Genomic DNA, 14579 nt, shown 5'->3' with positions numbered 1-14579 from the left:
CGGCGCGCCTCGCAGAAGGCGCGGCCTTACTTACACGTCGAACGGAACGGGGGCAGCACCGATGACGCCAGACAGTTGGCCGGGCGCGCGGGCCAGGCGCTCGTCGTCGCGCTGGTAGAAGCCCGACAGCGAGAACAGCTTCAGGCCGCCGGCCTCGGCCAGGGGCTCGGCCGCCACGCCGTCGGCGCCCAGGGCCTCGACGACGGCGCCGGCGCTCTTTTGGCTGTCGGTCACCCAGAAGGTCTGGTCGCCGCCGGTGGGCTCGACCTCGACCTGGGCCACCGCGAAGGCGGCCTGCGGACCCCAGCGGGTCAGGCAGGGCAGGGCGGCGAAGATGTTCAGCGTCGGCTCGGCCAGCAGGCGCGCCCACCAGGCGCTGCCCGGCTGCAGGCCCAACACCGAGACGCCCCACGGCGTCTTGGCGGCGGCCAGGGCGTCCTTGTCGGCGGCGACCACGGTCATGGGCGGGGCGGCGCCGAAACGCAGACGGGCCAGCTCGACCGTGCGGCCGTCGCCCCAGACCGTCAGGTGGAACGGACCCTGGCGCGACAGGCTGTCGGCCATCAGTTCGCGCCAGATGCGGATGACCAGGCCGTCGGGGGCGTTGTGGCGTTCGGCCGACAGCAGCTTGCGGACGATCAGGGCCTCGCGGCCCGGGCGCAGGCCAAAGCCGGTGTCGCCGGCGGCCTGCTTGGCCGTGGCCACGGCGCGCGAAAGACCCGCCCGCTCGTCGATCAGCGCGAGCAGTTGGCTATCGATGGCGTCGATGCGCCATCGGACCTCGTCCAGCGAGGGCGGCGTCTCGTCCGCGTCGCGACCCATGTCTATCCCCGAAAATGAGGGGCGGAACATAGTCCTTGCCGCGAAGGGTGCAATAGCCGCGTCGCCGGGGAAGGAAATTGCGTGGTTTTAAGTTCCCTCTCTCAAAGAGAGAGGGGGCAGATCCTATCTCGGCACGTACACCATCGGTGAAGGCCCCGTGTCGAACGGGCCCAGGCGCGTGCGGCCGTTCTGGAATTCCAGGGTGGCGCTGAGCGTCGGGTCCTTGCCGGCCGCCGCGGCGACCGCAGCCACGGCCGAGCGGGCGTCGGTGATCGCTTCGGTCGGGGTGGGCTTTTCGCGCACGGTGACGTCCAGCGCGCCTTGCAGGCGGCCGTTCTGGTCGACGGTCAGGGCGCCCGACCTGGCCTCGATCAGGGCGTCGCCGGCGGTCAGCTTGCCGCTCTCGACGGTGATGGCGCCGCCGGCGGCGGTCCAGTCGCGGACGGCGTCGGTCCAGTTGTCGCCGCGCAGCGCCGAGACCTTGGCCAGGCGCGAGTCCCAGTAGAGCGAGGCGGTGCGGTCCTGGGCGATGCGGCCCAAGAGGCCCGTGAAGGCCACCTTGGCGCCGTCGGCCTTGAACAGGATCGCGCCCTGGTCTTCGGGGCCCGAGCGCAGGTGCAACTGCATGGCCTCGGTCGAGCTGATCGGGAAGGGCTCGACGCCGGCGGCGGTGGTGAAGGCGAGCTTGGCCCCCTCGACCGAGATGCGCGGCGGATACTGGTCGAAGCCGGCCAGGCTGGCGCGCAGGGCCTGCCCCGTGACCGTCACGTCGCCCTTCTCGGGGCGGGTCAGGACGACGCCGGCGGGGGCGACGATGATCCAGTGGCCGATGCCGTAGATCATCGCCTCGCCCTTCAGCTGCGGGGCGCGCACGGCCCAGCCGGTGGGTTCGGCGACTCGGGCGTTTTCCAGCTGGACGTCGAGGCGGAACGGGAAGCCGGTGACCTCGCGCTTGGTCCACGACAGGTCGTAGCCCTCGGCCTTCAGGTGCGCCGAAGTCGCGTCCATCCGCTTGATCATCTCGTTGCGCAGATAGAACCAGCCGACGCTCCAGGCGATGCAGACCAGGGCCGCGAGCACGAAAGGCAAGGCGAGGCCGCGACGGCGGGGCTTGCGGGACGGCGTCGGGTCGCTATGGGTCATGGGCGAAGGGGCTGTTCCGGTCGGTGAGGGTTTTGGGCGTGGCGAGCGAGCAGCCGCAGGGCGGCGATCGTTGGGTGTTCGGTTACGGATCGCTGATGTGGCGGCCCGGGTTCCCGTTCATAGACCGAAGAACGGCGGTTCTCCATGGGCGCAGGCGCGCCTTCTGCATCTATTCGGTGCATCATCGGGGCACCTATGACCGGCCCGGCCTGGTGCTGGGCCTGGCCCCCGGCGGGGCGGTGCGCGGAGTGGCCTATCGCGTGGCCGAAAGCGCCTGGCCCGAGGTCTATGCCTACCTGCGCGAACGCGAGCAGCCGACCGAGACCTATTTCGAGGCTTGGTCGAAACTGCGCATCGACGGGAATGGCGAGGTTCCGGCCCTGGTGTTTCTGTCCGACCGCAAGCACGGCCAGTGGGCCGGCGCGCTGACCCTGGAGCAGCAGGCGCAGTTGATCGCTGGCGCCAAGGGCCTGTCGGGGCCGAACATCGACTATCTGCGGGATCTGGTCGGCCACCTGCGCGAGGACGGAGTGCGCGACCACGCCATGGAGGCGCTGCTGAAGATGGTGGAGGCCAAAGAAGCCTGATCCCTCTCCCCTTGCGGGAGAGGGTGGCCTCGCGGAGCGAGGTCGGGTGAGGGGTCTCTCAAATGCAAGACGCCGCGACAGCCGATCAGCTGCCGCGGCGTTTTTCGTGGGTGCGATCCCTCATCCGTCGGCTGTCGCCGACACCTTCTCCCGCAAGGGGAGAAGGATCAGAGGTTTGCGTCTTCCAGCGCCTTGGTCGCGCCGTCGATCCTCGTCTGCAGCTCGCGCATGAACTCGCCGCGCTTGAGGCCGGCGGGGATGGGCGGCAGGTATTCGAAGACGATGACGCCCGGCTGGATCAGCAGGCTCTTGTGCAGCCAGTGCTGGCCGCAGTTGAGGGCAAGCGGGGTGACCGGCAGCTCCAGCTCGCGATAGAGCGCGGCGATGCCGGGCTTGTAGTCGCCGGGCTCGCCGACCTTGCCGCGAGTGCCTTCGGGGAAGATCACCACCTGGCGGGTTTCCTTCATGCGGTCGACGCTGTCGCGCACCAGCTTCTTCAGCGCCGCCGAATGGCCGTCGCGGTCGACCACGATCATCCTGGCCTTCAGGCCGTGCCACCCGAACAGCGGCACCATCAGGAGCTCCTTCTTCATCACGAAGCAGGCGTCGGGCAGGATGGCGAACTGGCTGAAGACGTCGAACATCGACTGGTGCTTGGCGGCGACCAGGGCCGGGCCGGTCGGGACCTGGCCCCGCACCTCGACCCGCACGCCCGCCAGGATGCGCAGGCCCAGGATCACGCCTTGCGACCACAGGCGCATGGCGGCGCGATTGATCGGGCGCGGCAGGACCAGGGTCACCAGCATCAGGATGGCCATGGTCGCCGACCACAGCCAGAAGAACAGCTGGAACAGGAACGAGCGTAGATAGATCAAGAGTCTTTCCCCGTTGCCGATGTCTCGGCGGGCCCGGTCTCCGACGTCTCGGCGGGCTTGTCTTTCGGACCCAGGTTCAGGAACGCCTCGCGCCCCAGGATCGCCAGGTACTTGCAGTATTCCACGATCATCCGCCGGGCCGTGTGCGAACGCTTCCACCAGCGGCGGGCGTTCAGGCTTTCGGTGGCCACCGGATAGGCGGAAAGCTCGACGTCCGGCATGGTGGCGCGCAGCTCGAGCATCGAGCGCGGCATGTGGTAGTCGGCGGTGACGACGATCAGGCTCTTGTAGCCGCGGGCCTTGGCCCATTCGGCGGTCTCGCGGGCGTTGCCGACGGTGTCGGCGGCCGCGAAGCCGAGGTCGACGCAGCAGTCGTAGATCGGCTTGACCGCCTTGGTCACGTCCAGCACGTCGGCGCGGGTGGCCTCGCGGTTGACGCCGGAGATCAGCAGGCGCTTGCCCTTGCCGGCCTCGAGCAGCTTGGTGGCCGCTTCCAGGCGAAGGTTCGAGGCGCCGGTCAGCACGACCACGCCATCGGCGACGGGCGGGTCGGCGGCCGGGGTCGAGCGCTCGACCCGCGAGGTGAAGGCCAAGAGGCCCAGCACCCAGATCATCACCACGATCAGGAAGGCGGCGATGCTCTTCACGGCATGTCCTTCAGCAGGCGGAGGGCCGCGGCGCGCGCGGCCAGCCCCGCGACCAGGGCGGCGATCAGCGGGCAGGGCAGGGGCGCCAGAAGGTCCACCCAGGCCAGAGGCAGCACAGGGGTGAAGCCCGAGCCGCCCCCCGCCAGCCGCGCCGCGATCCCGACGATGACCGCCGCCGCGCCGCCGAGCAAGCCCGCGCTGGCGGCCATGGCGGCGAACCGGTTCTGGAACAGCCTGGCGATGAACCCGGCCTCGGCGCCGGAATGGTGCAGCACCTCGATCACCTCGTGGCGGGCGGCCAGGCCCGCGCGCGTGGCGAAGGTGATGACGGCGGCCGTGGCCGAGGCGATCAGGGCGAAGACGCCCAGGGCCGCCCAGCGCGCCAGGCCCGCGCCGCGCTCGATGTCGGCGATCCAGCGGCTGTGGTCGTCGACCACGGCGTCGACGGCGGCCTCGTGCAGAGCCTTGGTCAGTGCCTCGGCGGTAGCTGGGGCCTTGGGGTCGAGGTCAAGGGTGACCAGGCGCGGGGTGGGCAGGTCGGCGACCAGGGCGTCGCGGCCGATCCACGGCTCCAGCAGGGCCTCGGCCTTGTCCTTGGTCAGGGCCTGGGCCTGGACCACGCCCTTGACCCCGGCCAGGGTCTCGGCGGCGCGGGCGGCGGCGCTGTCGGGGGTCTCGCCGGCCTTGGCGCGGACGACAACGGTGGCCGAGCCGGTCAGCTGGGCGCTCCAGCCCTCGGCGGCGCGGTTGGCGGCCAGGGCGGCAAGGGCTGTCAGGCAGGCCAGGAAGCACAGCACGGCGACCACGAACACCAGCGCCCCGTCGCGGGCGTCGCGCGGCGGCAGCAGCGGGCCGGGCTTCCAGCGGTTGAGGTCGAAAGGCCCGCTCATCGCGCCTCGCCCGCATCGACCAGACGGCCGTGCTCGAGGTGCAGGACGGGGCGGCCGGCGCGGGCCACCAGCTCTTCGTCGTGGGTGGCGATCAGCACCGTGGTGCCGAGGCGGTTGAGCTCGACGAACAGGCGCAGCAGGCGCAGCGACATGGCCGGGTCGACATTGCCGGTGGGTTCGTCGGCCAGCAGGATGTCGGGGCGGTCGACCACGGCGCGGGCGATGGCCAGGCGCTGCTTTTCGCCGCCCGACAGGGTGGCCGGCAGGGCGTGCATGCGCTCGCCCAGGCCCACCCAGTGCAGCAGCTCGGCGACGTCGTCGCGATAGGTATTGGGCTTGCGGCCGGCGATGCGCAGCGGCAGGCCGGCGTTGTCGAACACCGACAGGTGCTCGAGCAGGCGGAATTCCTGGAACACCACGCCGATGCGGCGGCGCAGGAAGGGCAGGTCGGCGCCCGGAACCAGGCTGACGTCGCGGCCGAACAGCTCGACGCGACCCCGTGACGCACGGTGCGCCAGATAGATCAGCTTGAGCAGCGAGCTCTTGCCCGCGCCCGAGGCGCCGGTGAGAAAGTGAAACGAGCCTGGGGCAAGGGAAAACCCGATGTCGCGCAGGGTTTCAGGGCCCCGCCCGTAGCGCATGGAGACGCCTTCGAAACGGACCACGGGGACGGCGTCGGGGTCTTGATCTGCGCCGGTCCGCAAGGGTGTGTCGATGGGGTTTCTGGACATCAGGGTTAAAATCGGCGACCTCCAATGCTGTAAAGCGGGGATGACCGATTCGCGGCCATGATACTGACCTGTCCGGAGTGCGCCAGCCGCTATTTCGTCGACGACGCCAAGGTCGGTTCGACCGGGCGCGTCGTGCGCTGCGCCTCGTGCGGGGCGCGATGGACCGCGCGTAACGAGACCGCGGCCGACGAAGACCTGTTCGATGCGGCCCCGGCCGGCGGGTCGGCTCCCGGGCCGGCCAACGACGCCGCCGTCTCGGCCGTCATGGATCCGCTGCACGCCCTGGACGACGAGCCGGAGACCGAGCCGCCGGTCAGCGCCCTGCCGGGCGAGGAACTGCCCAAGGTGTTCCGGGCCCGCGCCGACGCCGAGCGCCGCCTGAAGGAAGCCAAGACCACCGGCATCGTCTGGGCCTCGATGGCCGCCTTCGTGGTGGTGGTGCTGGGCTGCGCCTTCGTGTTCCGTCTCAATATCGGCAAGCTCATGCCGAGCACCGCCGGCGCCTATGCGATGATGCGCCAGCCGATCAACACCGTCGGCCTGATCGTCGAGGAAAGCAGCATCCGCGCCCAGCCCTCGATGCAGGACGGCCGGGCGGCCCTGACCGTCACCGGCGTGATCCGCAACATCACCGAAAAGCCGGTCTCGGCCCCGCCGCTGCGCATCGCCCTGCTCAACAAGGGCGGCAAGCGCGTGGCCGGACAGCTGGCGGCCGCCGCCGATCCGATCATTCCGCCGGGCCAGACCCGTCACTTCTCGGTCACCCTGCTGGACCCGCCGTCCAGCGCCCAGGTCCTTGAGGTCGGTTTCGCGGTCGAGAAGGGCGCGGCCCAAGCGGTCAAGACGGGCCTTGGTCCGGCCAAGGCCGGCCATGGCGAGCCCGAACTGCGCGGCGCCCAGGACACGACGACCACGGATCATGCCGCCGAAGAGGCCCATGGGGGCGATTCAGCGGCCGAAGGGGCTGGACATGACGCCCCTGGTCATGAGACCGGAGCGGCCGAACCGGCCCCCGCCGACCATCATTGACCAAGATCCCCTGACATGACCGATCTCGCCCGCCCCGAAGTGCTCATTTCCGAGCAAGAAATCGCCGAGCGGGTGGAGGCTCTGGCCCGCCAGATCGCTCCGCGCATCGACGACGACACCGTCGCGGTCTGCCTGCTGACCGGCGGCCTGTGGTTCGCCGCCGACCTGACCCGCGCCCTGTGGAAGGCCGGTCGCAACGTCCGCTTCGACGCCCTGTGGCTGGCCTCGTACCATGACGAGCGCAAGAGCACCGGCCGCTGCGAAGTGCGCGCCGACCTGCAGCGCCCGCTGGTCGGCCGCCGCGCCCTGGTGGTCGACGACGTGTTCGACACGGGCCTGTCGCTGTCGGAAGCCGCGCGCCTCGTGAAGGACGCCGGCGCCAGCGAAGTGCTGACCGCCGTCTTCGCCCGCAAGCCCTGGCCGACCTCGCGCGGCATGGAGCCCGACTTCGTGGCCTGGGAAGCCCCGGCCCGCTACCTCGTCGGCTACGGCCTCGACGACGAAGGCAAGAGCCGCGGCCTGCCGTACATCGGCGCGCTGGACTGATTTTTGAGACCTGATCCTTCTCCCCCTGCGGGAGAAGGTGTCGGCGAAAGCCGACGGATGAGGGGTCTCTCAAACGCAAGACGCCGCGACAGCTGATCAGCTGTCGCGGCGTTTTCGCATGTGCGACCCCTCACCCGACCCCACTCCGTGGGGCCACCCTCTCCCACAAGGGGAGAGGGGCGCTATTGGTCCATCGCCCGCTGCGTCGTCGCAATAAACCCGCCGCCGAGTACGCGCTCGGGATCGGCGGGGTCGTAGAGCACGCAGGCCTGGCCGGGGGCGACGCCTTCTTCGAGGACGTCGAACACCAGACGCACGCCGCCGTCGTCTTCCAGCGTCAGGCGGCCGGGCACGGGTTCGCGGGTCGAGCGCACGCGGGCCATGACGGGCGCATGGGCCTTGGCGGCTTCGATCAGGTCGCTTTCGCCACCCAGCCAGTTGTCTTCCTTCAGGGTCAGCGCCTTGGTCAGCAGCGCTTCGCGCGGGCCGACCACGACGTGGCGCTTGTCGGCGTCGATGCGGACGACGAACAGCGGCTCGCCCGTGCCGCCGCCCACGTTCAGGCCGCGGCGCTGGCCGATGGTGTAGCGGGTGACGCCCTCGTGGCGGCCCAGCACCTTGCCGTCCAGGTGCACGATGTCGCCCGCTTCGGCCCCTTGCGGACGGATGCGGTCGATGACCGTGGTGTACTTGCCCTCGGGCACGAAGCAGATGTCCTGGCTGTCGGGCTTGTCGGCCACCGACAGGCCCAGCGCGGCCGCGACCGCGCGCACCTCAGGCTTTGAAAAGCCGCCGAGCGGGAAGCGCAGGAAGTCGAGCTGCTCGCGCGTGGTGGCGAACAGGAAATAGGACTGGTCCTTGGCCGGGTCGGCGGCGCGGCGCAACTGCGGGCGGTTGCTGGCCGCGGTGAAGCCGCGCTGCACGTAGTGGCCCGTCGCCATGGCCTCGGCGCCCAGGTCGCGGGCCACGTCCAGCAGGTCGCGGAACTTGACGGTCTGGTTGCAGCGCACGCACGGGATCGGGGTCTCGCCGCGCAGATAGGCGTCGGCGAAGTCCTCGATGACCTGCTCCTTGAAGCGGCTTTCGTAGTCCAGGACGTAGTGCGGGATGCCGATCCGCTCGGCCGCCATGCGGGCGTCCATGATGTCCTGGCCGGCGCAGCAGGCGCCCTTCTTCGAGATCGCCGCGCCGTGGTCGTAGAGCTGCAGGGTCACGCCCACCACGTCATAGCCGGCGTGGGCCAGCAGGGCGGCGGTGACGGTGGAATCGACGCCCCCGGACATGGCCGCGACGATCCGGGTTCCCTCGGGCAGGCCGACGGCCTGTTTCACCGCCTCTGCGGCGCGCGCGATCAGGGCGTCGCCCTCGGGAACGGGGGCGTGGGCGGGGTCGAAACGGGCGAGGTCGGCGTCCATCGGCGCTATTTAGAGCCTCGACCCCGATTTTGCGAGGTGGAGCAGCGCCGCAGCCTGTTTTCGACCTATTTCAGCACGTTCAGCAGCGACGAGGCCTGCAGCGACGAGAACACCTGGGCCGAGGCCTGCACGGCCAGCTGGGCGGCCTGCAAACGGGTGACCGCCTCGGCCATGTCGACGTCGACCACGCCGCCGATCATCACCGTCAGGCTGTCGGACTGGTCCTGAAGGGAGGCCTGGGCGTCGTCGAAGCGCTTCTGGTTCAGACCGTTCTTGCCCTGGGCGGTGACCAGGTCCTTGTGGGCGTCGTCGAAGGCCGGCAGCAGGCCCTTGAGGAAGGTCTGCTGGGTGTCGGTCAGGTTGCCGGTGAACGGGCCGTTGGCGTCGACATAGGCTTGCACCTGCTTGAAGGCCTCGAACAGGTCGGTTCCCAGGGCGTCGCCCAGCACGCCGGTCGAGACAGTGGTCGACTCGTCGATGCGGTTGCTGACGACGTACTGGTCGTTCTGGAACAGAGAGGCCGTGGACGGCGCGGCCGTCAGGTCGGCCATGCTGGTCGCCGTGGTGGTCGCCGTGTCGTTCTTGGCGCCCGAGAACACGTACTGGCCGTTGGCCTTGGTGTTGAGGCCCTGCACCGCGTCGCCGAAGGCGTTCTGCAGCTGCTGCATGAGCGTGGTGGCGTTGCCGGCGGCCAGGGCGTTGGCGATCGCCTCGCGGGCGCTGGTGGCCGAGTTGGCCAGACGCTCGATACCCATGTCCTGCATCTCCAGGCGGTTGGAGACGAGCTTGGTCTGGTCGAGGAAGCCGTCGATCTTGGCCTGGGCGCTCTTCATCGCCGTCAGCATCTCGGCGTTCTTGGCGTAGCCCTTCAGGTCGCTGGCGACCTTCTGGCTCGAGACCTGTTCGCCGATCTGGTTCTGGCGCACCTGCGCCAGCATGAGGTTCGACGTCATGACGCCGAAGTTGCCGGAGGTGGAGACACGGGTCATGGCGGACCTCAGATGATGTTCACGAGGACGTCGTACATGTCCTTGCTCGCCTGGATCAGGCGGGCCGAGGCGTTGAACGCCTGCTGGTACGTCGTCAGATTGATGAGCTCTTCGTCGAGGTTGACCCCCTCCTGCGACTGGCGCTGGGTGTCGACCTCGATCTTGACCGAAGCCGTGGCGTCTTTCTTGGACTCGGCGGCGGCCGCCTTGCGGGCGATCGAACCGGCGAAGTCGGCGCCGTAGCGCAGCACGCTGCTGGTCGCCGCGCCGACGCCGCCGGCCGAAGAGAAGTTCACCGAACTGTCGCCGGCCTTGGCCAGGGCAAGGGCGCCGCGAGCATCGCCGACGGCCAGGGCCGGCGTGCCGGCGGCCGCGGTCAGGTCGAGCTTGGCGAAGGGCAGGCGGGACGGGTTGCTCGTCATCGCCGCGTCGACGGTGTAGCCCGAGGCGCGCGTGCTGCGCTCGGACGGGCCCAGGCCGAACAGCTGGCTGAGCGAAGGGCCGCCGACGCCGCGCTGGGTATGGTCTTCGACCACCGAAAGGGTCACCGGCGAGGCGTTGTTCGAGCTGAAGCTCAGCGCGCCCTTGGAATCGAGCGAGAAGTTCCCGTACTGGCCCGCGCCGTCGCTGCGCGAGTTCATGGCGTTCAGCAGATCCTGCATGGTGCCGCCGGCCGGGACGGTGACCTTCACGTCGCGGATGCGGCCGCCCTCGACATCGGTCAGGCGCAGGGTGATCTCTTCGCCCGGCGTGAAGCCGTGCTGCGAGGCCGTGGTCATGCCCGTCTCGTACGGCGAATAGCCGGTCTGGCGGACGACGTCGTTCATGCCGAAGAAGTGGCTGAAGCCCTTGCCGGCCTTGGTCGACGGGTTGGTCGGATCATCGGCGATGGCCACGCCCAGACCGCCGTTGGCCTGCAGGCTCAGCGCGCCGTTGGTGAAGGTGGCCTGGCCGTCGGCGCCCAGGGCGCCGTTCAGCTGGGTCAGGAAGTTGGCCGGGGTGAAGGCCGGGCCGGCGACGCCGTCGACCGTCATCGAGCCGGCGCTGAAGTCCACCTCGATGCGGCGCTGGATGACGCCGCTGGCGTCGGTCAGGGCGATGGTGGTCTTGCCGGTGAAGCCCGAGAAGGCGGTCGTGGCGTCCAGGCCCGTGTTGCGGCCGGTCATGGTGGCCGGGGCGGGGACCGAGGAGTTGGCGTTCGAGGCGCGGTTCAGCTCTTCGGTGGCGCGGGTGACGAACTCGCCCAGCTGGTCCGACAGGGCCGGCAGCTCGGTGTTGCGCAGTTCCAGCAGGCCCTTGATCTCGCCGCTGCTGATATAGAGCGGGCTGGCCTGGCCGCCGCTGTTGGCCGGGGTGACGGTGAGGAAGCCGTTGGCGGTGGGCGACTGCTCGTACTTGACGACGGCTGCGCCTTCGCCGGCCAGGCTGATGCCCTCGGTCGAACGGATCAGCACGCCGCCGTTGGCGCGCTGGCTGACCTGCACGTTCATCAGCGACGACAGCTCGTCGATCAGGCCGCTCTGGATGTTCTCCGAACCGGTGGCGTCGACGCCCGTGGTCTTGGCGCGGGTGATGTCGGTGTTCAGCTCGTCGATCTGCTTGAGCAGCACGTTCACGCGGTCGACGTCGGCCGAAATCTTGGTGTCGGTGTCCTTACCCAGGCTGGACAGGCCGGCGGTGATGCGGCTGCTGTCGCCCAGGAAATCCTCGACCTTGGTCAGCGCCTGGGCGCGCAGCAGCGACGAGGACGGCTCGTCGGCCGCCTGCGAAAAGGCGCTGAACACGTCGTCCAGCATCGAGAAGAAGTTGGTCTTGGCGCTGGGGTCGCCGAACAGCTCCTGGGCGTTGTCCAGCGCGCTCGAGAGAGCGGCGGCGCGCCCGGCGTCCGACGCGGCGTTCAGGCTGGCCGACTGCAGGAAGCGGTCGGTCGCGCGCTTGATCGCGTCGATATTGACGCCCACACCCATGCCGTTCGACACGAGATTGGACTGGCTGATCGTCTTGCGGACGTAGCCTGGCGTGTTGACGTTGGCGATGTTGTCGGAAACGACGCGCATGCCCGTCTGGGCGGCCATCATCCCCGACGTCGCGGTGTTCAGGATGGTGTTCAGCGACATCAGCGATCTCCTGTCCGCTCGGCAAAGCACGGACTACGCGACGCGACCTTGCCCGGCGAAACTTGCCGGGTCAGCGTCGAGAGCGTCTCGTTTCCGTTGTGCAAACCGTTGAAATACAAGGCGTTGGGTTCCATGCGCCGTGCGGACGACGAGAAGGGGAGCGCAAGGATGGCGCCAACCCGGTCCGAGCCCCGCCTGCGACCCGCCGACGCGGCAAGCGAGGGGTCATTCTTTCCGTTTCCGCTCGGCAAAAACCGCCGCAACCTGCCGAAATGAAAGGGTAAATCAGGAGTTAAAGCCTTTTGAATCAATGAGTTGAAAGAAATTTCCGGGTTGGCCCGGTGATTGCTCAGAGGACGGCGGATCAAGGCGTGCTCCGTTCGAGCCGTCGTCCAGCCGAGCGTACCGACCCGCATGAACGCGATCGCCGCCTCTCTTCCGCTCCCGACGCCCGTCCAGGGCGGCGCCGGCGCGTCCGACGCCTCCGGCGCGGGCGACGTCTTCAGCGCGCTGCTGGCCGCCAAGGGCGCGAACGAAGAGGCGACGCAGGACAAGCCGGCCGCTCGCCCGGCCGCTGGCGGCAAGGCTTCGCCCAAGCCGGCCGCTGACCGTGGGGACGACCGCAAGGCTTCCGACGAGGCCGCGGGCCAGGACGCCGCCGCCGCCCAGGCCGGCGCTGCCGTGGTCGCCGCCATGAGCGCGCAACAACAGCAGCAGCAGCCCGCCGCGACCGGCCAGGCGGCCGCCGAGACCGCCGACGTCGACGCCGAAGCGTCCGCCGCCGGCGGCGCCGATCTGCTGGCCAAGGCCGCCGAACTGGTCGGCGACGCGGCCGACACCGTTTCCGACGCAGCCAAGCTGGCCGGGGCCGCCCCGGTCGCCGCCGCCGCCCAGGCCGTGGAGGCCGCCGCCGACCTGGTGGCCGACGCCGCCGCTCCGAAGATCGACGCCGAGGCCGTCCTGCCGACGGTCGCCGGAGCCGACGCCGCAGCCGAAGCGCCCGCCATCGACCTGGCCAAGCTGGCCGCCCAGGCGCCGGCCGCCGCGCCCGCCGACGCTCCGGCCGCGCCGAAGGCCCAGCCGCAAGCCCAGGCCGCCTCCAACGCCGCTCAGCCGGCCGCCGCCTCGCTGGGCGATGAGATCGCCAGCGTGAAGGCCGTTCAGGTTTCGGCCGATGAGGCCCTTACCGCGACCGCCTCCGCGACCCCCGTGGAAACCGCCGAAGTCGCCGCTCCGGTCGCTCAGGTCGCGACCGAGGCCGCCAAGCCCGCCGAGACCGCGGCCCTCGCGCCCAAGACCGGCAAGGTCGAGGTCGCCGCCAAGGGCGAGGCCGTGGTCACCGCCCACGCCGTCGCCGCCGAGCAGGCCGCCCACGACGCGGCCACCAACAGCGACAGCGGCTCCCAGTCGGGCGCCGGCGACGCCTTCGCCCAGATGGCCGCCGACGCGGCGCCTGTCGATGCGCCCGCCGCCAAGGCCGAGGCGACCTTCGCCCCGACCGTCCAGGCCCAGGCCGCCGCAGCCGCCCAGGCTCCGGCCGAAGCCATCGTGCGCGGCTCGCCCGAGACCGTGGCGGCCATGTCGGCCGAGATCGCCAAGAAGCTGGAAGCCAAGTCGACCCGCTTCGACATCGTCCTGACGCCGGAGGGCCTGGGCAAGGTCGACGTGCAGGTGCGCATCGGCGCCGAGGGCAAGCTGACGGCCGTCATGGCCTTCGAAAATCCGCAGGCCGCCGCCGATCTGCGCCACCGCGCCGGCGAACTGCGCCAGGCGCTGAGCCAGGCCGGCTTCGACGTCGCCGAGAACGCCCTGAAGTTCGACGTGTCGAGCCAGGGCGGCAACGGCGGCCAAGGCCAGCAGCAGAACGCCTTCTTCGATTTCCAGGGCGGTGACCATGGTCGCCGCGCCTTCGCCGGCCGCGCCTTCGCGGGCGCCATGGCCGACGACATCCCCACCGTTTCGGCCGCGTCGCTGATCCCGGGTCTCCGCTTCGCGGAGTCCGACGGCGTCGACGTGAAGATCTAGGAGTTTAGCGTCATGGCCACGACCAGTGCGACGTCCGGCGCCTCGGTGATCGACAAGATCAACAACTCGAGGAACCAACTGGCGAGCAGCGAGGAAACCTTCCTCAAGCTGCTGACCACGCAGATGAAGAACCAGGATCCGTTGTCGCCGATGGATTCCAACGCCTTCACCGGCCAGATCGTCCAGATGACGGGCGTCGAGCAGCAGCTGGTCACCAACGACCTGCTGGCGGCCCTGGTCGGCATGAACGACGGCGGCATCGCCGACGCGGTCAACATGATGGGCAAGCAGGCCACGGCCGAGACCGACACCTCGGTGCTCAAGGACGGCAAGGCCAACTGGAGCTACACCATCGGCCGCAACGCCACCTCGGTGAAGATCGAGGTGCTCGACAAGTACGGCAACGTCATCGCCACCAAGCTGCCCGACGACATGAGCAAGGGCGACAAGACCTTCGAGTGGGACGGCAAGGACAGCACCACCGGCGTCCAGCAGCCCAACGGCGCCGCCTACACCCTGCGCGTCACCGCTCTCGACGGCGAAGGCACGAAGATCGCCACCACCTCCAAGGGCCGCATCGAGGGCATCGTGACCGCGGTGACCAACGAGAGCGGCCAGAACATGGTCACCATCGACGGCGTGAAAGTGCCGATCAGTCAGGTGATCGGCGTCACCAACGCTCCGGACAAGACACCGGAAACCCCAGCCGAGGCCGCTTAAGGCCTCCACGGAATGAACCGGGCGTCAGAATGACGCCGACGCG

General features: G+C 69.8%; 15 protein-coding genes. 5 read left to right on the top strand and 10 right to left on the bottom strand.

Features of this window, described 5'->3' with window-relative positions; all coding sequences use genetic code 11:
- Positions 1 to 30 precede the first annotated feature (30 nt).
- Both P7A99_RS10465 and P7A99_RS10460 read right to left on the bottom strand, forming a co-directional pair.
- The gene (locus tag P7A99_RS10465) at positions 31 to 822 is read right to left on the bottom strand and encodes a chorismate mutase (RefSeq protein ID WP_277793824.1); all 792 of its coding nucleotides are present in this window, start codon (positions 820 to 822) and stop codon (positions 31 to 33) included.
- Between the two features lie 123 nt (positions 823 to 945).
- Positions 946 to 1965 carry a DUF2125 domain-containing protein gene (locus P7A99_RS10460; protein WP_277793823.1) on the bottom strand — a complete coding sequence of 340 codons (1020 nt, stop codon included), beginning with the start codon at positions 1963 to 1965 and terminating at the stop codon, positions 946 to 948.
- Positions 1966 to 2003: 38 nt separating this feature from the next.
- On the opposite strand from P7A99_RS10460, the gene P7A99_RS10455 reads away from it, so the two are divergent.
- On the top strand, positions 2004 to 2552 hold the full coding sequence (locus P7A99_RS10455; protein ID WP_277793822.1) for a gamma-glutamylcyclotransferase: 549 nt from the start codon (positions 2004 to 2006) through the stop codon (positions 2550 to 2552).
- Positions 2553 to 2719: 167 nt separating this feature from the next.
- On the opposite strand, the gene P7A99_RS10450 is transcribed toward P7A99_RS10455, so the two are convergent.
- Genes P7A99_RS10450 through ftsE form a run of 4 tightly spaced genes read right to left on the bottom strand, consistent with a single transcriptional unit; the run spans position 2720 to position 5695 of the window.
- Positions 2720 to 3427: a lysophospholipid acyltransferase family protein gene (locus P7A99_RS10450; protein WP_277793821.1), complete on the bottom strand. Its 708-nt coding sequence runs from the start codon at positions 3425 to 3427 to the stop codon at positions 2720 to 2722.
- The gene (locus P7A99_RS10445; protein WP_116488107.1) at positions 3424 to 4074 is read right to left on the bottom strand and encodes a YdcF family protein; all 651 of its coding nucleotides are present in this window, start codon (positions 4072 to 4074) and stop codon (positions 3424 to 3426) included. Before P7A99_RS10445 ends, P7A99_RS10450 begins: the two co-directional genes overlap by 4 nt.
- Complete coding sequence (locus tag P7A99_RS10440; protein WP_277793820.1) at positions 4071 to 4964, bottom strand: cell division protein FtsX; 894 nt, start codon at positions 4962 to 4964, stop codon at positions 4071 to 4073. The genes P7A99_RS10445 and P7A99_RS10440 overlap by 4 nt, the downstream gene beginning before the upstream one ends.
- Positions 4961 to 5695 (bottom strand): cell division ATP-binding protein FtsE, encoded by a 735-nt coding sequence (gene ftsE / locus P7A99_RS10435; RefSeq protein ID WP_277793819.1) that lies wholly within the window; start codon positions 5693 to 5695, stop codon positions 4961 to 4963. The genes P7A99_RS10440 and ftsE overlap by 4 nt, the downstream gene beginning before the upstream one ends.
- Positions 5696 to 5752: 57 nt before the next feature.
- Between ftsE and P7A99_RS10430 the strand changes: the two genes are divergently transcribed.
- Both P7A99_RS10430 and P7A99_RS10425 read left to right on the top strand, forming a co-directional pair.
- Positions 5753 to 6724 (top strand): MJ0042-type zinc finger domain-containing protein, encoded by a 972-nt coding sequence (locus P7A99_RS10430; protein ID WP_277793818.1) that lies wholly within the window; start codon positions 5753 to 5755, stop codon positions 6722 to 6724.
- Between the two features lie 15 nt (positions 6725 to 6739).
- Complete coding sequence (locus tag P7A99_RS10425) at positions 6740 to 7270, top strand: phosphoribosyltransferase (RefSeq protein WP_058346618.1); 531 nt, start codon at positions 6740 to 6742, stop codon at positions 7268 to 7270.
- Between the two features lie 182 nt (positions 7271 to 7452).
- Here P7A99_RS10425 and mnmA read toward each other — a convergent pair whose 3' ends face one another.
- The 4 genes from mnmA to P7A99_RS10405 form a co-directional block, all read right to left on the bottom strand.
- Positions 7453 to 8685, bottom strand: coding sequence for a tRNA 2-thiouridine(34) synthase MnmA (mnmA, locus tag P7A99_RS10420; protein WP_277793817.1), 1233 nt, complete (start codon positions 8683 to 8685; stop codon positions 7453 to 7455).
- 65 nt (positions 8686 to 8750) lie between these two features.
- On the bottom strand, positions 8751 to 9674 hold the full coding sequence (locus P7A99_RS10415; RefSeq protein WP_277793816.1) for a flagellin: 924 nt from the start codon (positions 9672 to 9674) through the stop codon (positions 8751 to 8753).
- 8 nt (positions 9675 to 9682) lie between these two features.
- On the bottom strand, positions 9683 to 11791 hold the full coding sequence (gene flgK / locus P7A99_RS10410; protein WP_277793815.1) for a flagellar hook-associated protein FlgK: 2109 nt from the start codon (positions 11789 to 11791) through the stop codon (positions 9683 to 9685).
- Complete coding sequence (locus P7A99_RS10405; RefSeq protein WP_277793814.1) at positions 11791 to 12159, bottom strand: hypothetical protein; 369 nt, start codon at positions 12157 to 12159, stop codon at positions 11791 to 11793. The genes flgK and P7A99_RS10405 overlap by 1 nt, the downstream gene beginning before the upstream one ends.
- A gap of 46 nt (positions 12160 to 12205) precedes the next feature.
- Here P7A99_RS10405 and P7A99_RS10400 point away from each other — a divergent pair, with 46 nt between their 5' ends.
- Both P7A99_RS10400 and P7A99_RS10395 read left to right on the top strand, forming a co-directional pair.
- Complete coding sequence (locus P7A99_RS10400) at positions 12206 to 13816, top strand: flagellar hook-length control protein FliK (protein WP_277793813.1); 1611 nt, start codon at positions 12206 to 12208, stop codon at positions 13814 to 13816.
- A 12-nt stretch (positions 13817 to 13828) separates the two neighbouring features.
- A complete protein-coding gene (locus P7A99_RS10395; protein ID WP_277793812.1) occupies positions 13829 to 14536 on the top strand; it encodes a flagellar hook assembly protein FlgD in 708 nt (235 codons plus the stop codon).
- The last annotated feature ends 43 nt before the right edge of the window (positions 14537 to 14579 follow it).

The organism is Caulobacter endophyticus, assembly GCF_029543245.1.
In the GTDB taxonomy this organism is placed as follows: Bacteria; Pseudomonadota; Alphaproteobacteria; order Caulobacterales; family Caulobacteraceae; genus Caulobacter; species Caulobacter endophyticus_A.
This window is presented reverse-complemented; position numbering and strand designations above follow the sequence as displayed.

Coding starts and splice junctions, on each gene's coding strand:
- P7A99_RS10400 (WP_277793813.1), top strand. CDS start 12,206: ATGAACGCGATCGCCGCCTCTCTTCCGCTCCCGACGCCCGTCCAGGGC.
- P7A99_RS10395 (WP_277793812.1), top strand. CDS start 13,829: ATGGCCACGACCAGTGCGACGTCCGGCGCCTCGGTGATCGACAAGATC.
- ftsE (WP_277793819.1), bottom strand. CDS start 5,695: ATGTCCAGAAACCCCATCGACACACCCTTGCGGACCGGCGCAGATCAA.
- P7A99_RS10460 (WP_277793823.1), bottom strand. CDS start 1,965: ATGACCCATAGCGACCCGACGCCGTCCCGCAAGCCCCGCCGTCGCGGC.
- P7A99_RS10430 (WP_277793818.1), top strand. CDS start 5,753: ATGATACTGACCTGTCCGGAGTGCGCCAGCCGCTATTTCGTCGACGAC.
- P7A99_RS10425 (WP_058346618.1), top strand. CDS start 6,740: ATGACCGATCTCGCCCGCCCCGAAGTGCTCATTTCCGAGCAAGAAATC.
- flgK (WP_277793815.1), bottom strand. CDS start 11,791: ATGTCGCTGAACACCATCCTGAACACCGCGACGTCGGGGATGATGGCC.
- mnmA (WP_277793817.1), bottom strand. CDS start 8,685: ATGGACGCCGACCTCGCCCGTTTCGACCCCGCCCACGCCCCCGTTCCC.
- P7A99_RS10440 (WP_277793820.1), bottom strand. CDS start 4,964: ATGAGCGGGCCTTTCGACCTCAACCGCTGGAAGCCCGGCCCGCTGCTG.
- P7A99_RS10415 (WP_277793816.1), bottom strand. CDS start 9,674: ATGACCCGTGTCTCCACCTCCGGCAACTTCGGCGTCATGACGTCGAAC.
- P7A99_RS10465 (WP_277793824.1), bottom strand. CDS start 822: ATGGGTCGCGACGCGGACGAGACGCCGCCCTCGCTGGACGAGGTCCGA.